Source organism: Microbacterium sp., from assembly GCF_047606385.1.
Classification (GTDB): Bacteria; Actinomycetota; Actinomycetes; order Actinomycetales; family Microbacteriaceae; genus Microbacterium.
Map to the genome: position 1 here is coordinate 1 of NZ_JASGEL010000066.1, position 2895 is coordinate 2895.

General features: G+C 68.8%; 4 protein-coding genes and 1 pseudogene. All 5 read right to left on the reverse strand.

From position 1 onward, the window contains the following. Positions 1–1207: chaperonin GroEL (gene groL / locus QM626_RS06440; protein ID WP_415075178.1), on the reverse strand; the 1207-nt coding region annotated here is incomplete at its 3' end. Positions 1208–1452: 245 nt separating this feature from the next. Further along, the gene (locus tag QM626_RS06445) at positions 1453–1653 is read right to left on the reverse strand and encodes a cold-shock protein (RefSeq protein WP_415075180.1); all 201 of its coding nucleotides are present in this window, start codon (positions 1651–1653) and stop codon (positions 1453–1455) included. Positions 1654–1785: 132 nt separating this feature from the next. Beyond that, on the reverse strand, positions 1786–2352 hold the full coding sequence (locus QM626_RS06450) for a LytR C-terminal domain-containing protein (RefSeq protein WP_415075182.1): 567 nt from the start codon (positions 2350–2352) through the stop codon (positions 1786–1788). A gap of 35 nt (positions 2353–2387) precedes the next feature. After that, the gene (locus QM626_RS06455) at positions 2388–2627 is read right to left on the reverse strand and encodes a DUF3263 domain-containing protein (protein WP_415075184.1); all 240 of its coding nucleotides are present in this window, start codon (positions 2625–2627) and stop codon (positions 2388–2390) included. Positions 2628–2636: 9 nt separating this feature from the next. Next, positions 2637–2895: pseudogene (locus QM626_RS06460) on the reverse strand (DUF2332 domain-containing protein); the annotation flags it as partial.

Here is a 2895-nt window from a genome sequence, read left to right on the forward strand (position 1 = left end):
CCTTCGCGTTGCGCACGGCGTCCTCGATGCGGTGCTTGCGCTCCTTGAGCTCGACCTCGGTGGCCGCGCCCGCCTTGATGACGGCCACGCCGCCGGCGAGCTTGGCGAGGCGCTCCTGCAGCTTCTCACGGTCGTAGTCGCTGTCGGTGTTCTCGATCTCGCGGCGGATCTGGGTCACGCGGCCCTCGATCTGCGCGGGGTCGCCGGCACCCTCGACGATGGTGGTCTCGTCCTTGGTGATGATGACCTTGCGGGCACGGCCGAGCAGGTCGGTGGTGGCGTTCTCCAGCTTGAGGCCGACCTCCTCGGTGATGACCTGGCCGCCGGTGAGGATCGCGATGTCCTGCAGCTGCGCCTTGCGGCGGTCGCCGAAGCCGGGGGCCTTGACGGCGACCGACTTGAAGATGCCGCGGATCTTGTTCAGCACCAGGGTCGCGAGAGCCTCGCCCTCGACGTCCTCGGCGATGATGAGGAGCTCCTTGCCCTCCTGGATCACCTTGTCGACGATCGGCAGCAGGTCCTTGATGTTGGAGATCTTCTGGTTGGCGATGAGGATGTACGGGTCCTCGAACACCGCCTCCTGACGCTCCGGGTCGGTGACGAAGTAGGGGTTGATGTAGCCCTTGTCGAAGCGCATGCCCTCGGTGAGCTCGAGCTCGGTGCCGAAGGTGTTGGACTCCTCGACGGTGACCACGCCCTCCTTGCCCACCTTGTCGATGGCCTCGGCGATCAGCGCGCCGATCTCCGGGTCGGCGGCGGAGATGGAGGCCGTGGCGGCGATCTCCTCCTTGGTCTCGACCTCCTTGGCGGTGGCGAGCAGCTCGTCGGAGAGCGCCTTGACGGCCTTCTCGATGCCCTTCTTCAGGCTGATCGGGTCGGCGCCGGCCGCGACGTTGCGCAGGCCCTCGCGCACGAGCGCCTGAGCCAGGACCGTGGCCGTCGTGGTGCCGTCACCAGCGACGTCGTCGGTCTTCTTCGCGACCTCCTTGACCAGCTCGGCGCCGATCTTCTCGTACGGGTCGTCGAGCTCGATCTCCTTGGCGATCGACACGCCGTCGTTCGTGATCGTGGGGGCGCCCCACTTCTTCTCGAGCACGACGTTGCGACCGCGGGGGCCCAGGGTCACCTTGACGGCGTCGGCCAGCGTGTTCAAGCCGCGCTCGAGGCCGCGACGGGCCTCCTCGTCGAAAGCGATGATCTTTGCCATGTGAATGTCGTCCCTTCCGGACGTTGGCTGACTGTCTGTTAGCACTCAGCGAGAGCGAGTGCTAACCCATTCTGGCACTCGCCCCACCCGAGTGCAAGAACGCGCGTCACCCCTGACACACGCCGTCATCCCCGCGGCATCCACCCCGCGCCCGCCTCGCAAACAGCGAGACCGCATCTGCGCGCCGAGACGGTGGTTGGACCCCACGGTCTCGGCGCGCGGATGCGGTCTCGCGCGAAGACGGTTCAGACGACGCGGACGGCCTCGGCCTGCGGGCCCTTCTGTCCGGTGCCCACGGTGAACTCCACCGCCTGCCCCTCCTCGAGGACGCGGAATCCGCTCATCTCGATGTTGGAGTAGTGGACGAACACGTCCTGGCCATCACCGGAGGTGATGAAGCCATACCCCTTCTCGGCGTTGAACCATTTGACGGTGCCCTGGGCCATGCGATTCTCCTGAAGCTGTGGAACCTGGCCATCGTATGCACGCGCTCACGCCGGAAACCGCGGTCCTGGCAAGTGTTGACGCGGCTGCCGCGAAGTGTTTACGCCGCCGAAACACCGGGGCGGATTCCGGGTTCAGTCGGTCGATGAGGCGCTGTCGTCGCCCAGCTGATCGCTGCCCAGCACGACCGTCAGCTGGGTGGTCGACACGCCCGCGATCGGATAGTTCTCGTCGAACTCGACGTCGGTCGCGCCCACGATCACGGCCAGGCCCAGGGCGGCCGCATAGGCGTCCTCGTCCGCGTAGTAGACGGTGGTGGTGTCGAAGCTGCCGCTGGCGTTGCTGGCGTTGACGTTCTGCTCGCTCCAGCCCTGGGCGATGAGCTCGTTCTTGACCTCTGTGGCCAGCCCGGACTCGCTGGTCGCGTTGAGCACCAGCACCGTGTACGACGTGTCGATGGTCGGGGTGACCGTCGGGATCGCCACCGCGGACTCGGTCGCCGCCGGGAACAGCACGATCTTGCCCGACACGATCAGGCTGCCGAAGATGCCGACGGCGACCAGCACGATGGTCGCCGCGACCGCCCACAGCAGCACGACCCCGACGCGCATCCGGGGATTCTCAGCGCGATGGGCGCCCACCCGACCGCTGCCGGCGGGCAGGTCGTCGAAGCGGTCGCGGGGGTAGCTCTGGCGCGGCACCCCATGATGGTACCGGGCGTGTCTCAGGTTGCCGTTCAGGCGCCGACGCGCCGCATCCGTTCGACCCGCCGCCGGTCGCGCGCGCGCCGCAGTCCGCCCACCAGCAGCGGGTCGTGGGCGAGAGCGTCCTCCCGGTCGATCAACCGTCCCAGCATCTGGTAGTAGCGCGCCGGAGCCAGGTCCAGCTCGGTGCGCACCGCCTCCTCCTTGGCACCGGCATGGCCGGGCCACCGCGCCTCGAAATCGAGGAGCGCACGGTCCAGATCGGTGAGCACCAGGCCACGCTAACGCGCCGGGGACGCCGACCGGGGCAGCCACTCCACGAACCGCCCGAGCGGATCGGCGCGGGCCACGACGTCGCCGTCGACGGCCACGAGGCAGGTCCCGTTCGACGCGCCGGGAACCGGCGGCGCCCATCCGTCGTGGATGCCGGGCTCGTCCAGCGTCAGCCAGCGGCCGGCCGCCCGCGCCCGCGCGATCGCCGCTGCGCGGGCGGCACGCGGGACGTGGACGAGCACGCCGGGCGTGGTGACGACGACGGTC

Coding starts and splice junctions, on each gene's coding strand:
- QM626_RS06445 (WP_415075180.1), bottom strand. CDS start 1,653: ATGGCCCAGGGCACCGTCAAATGGTTCAACGCCGAGAAGGGGTATGGC.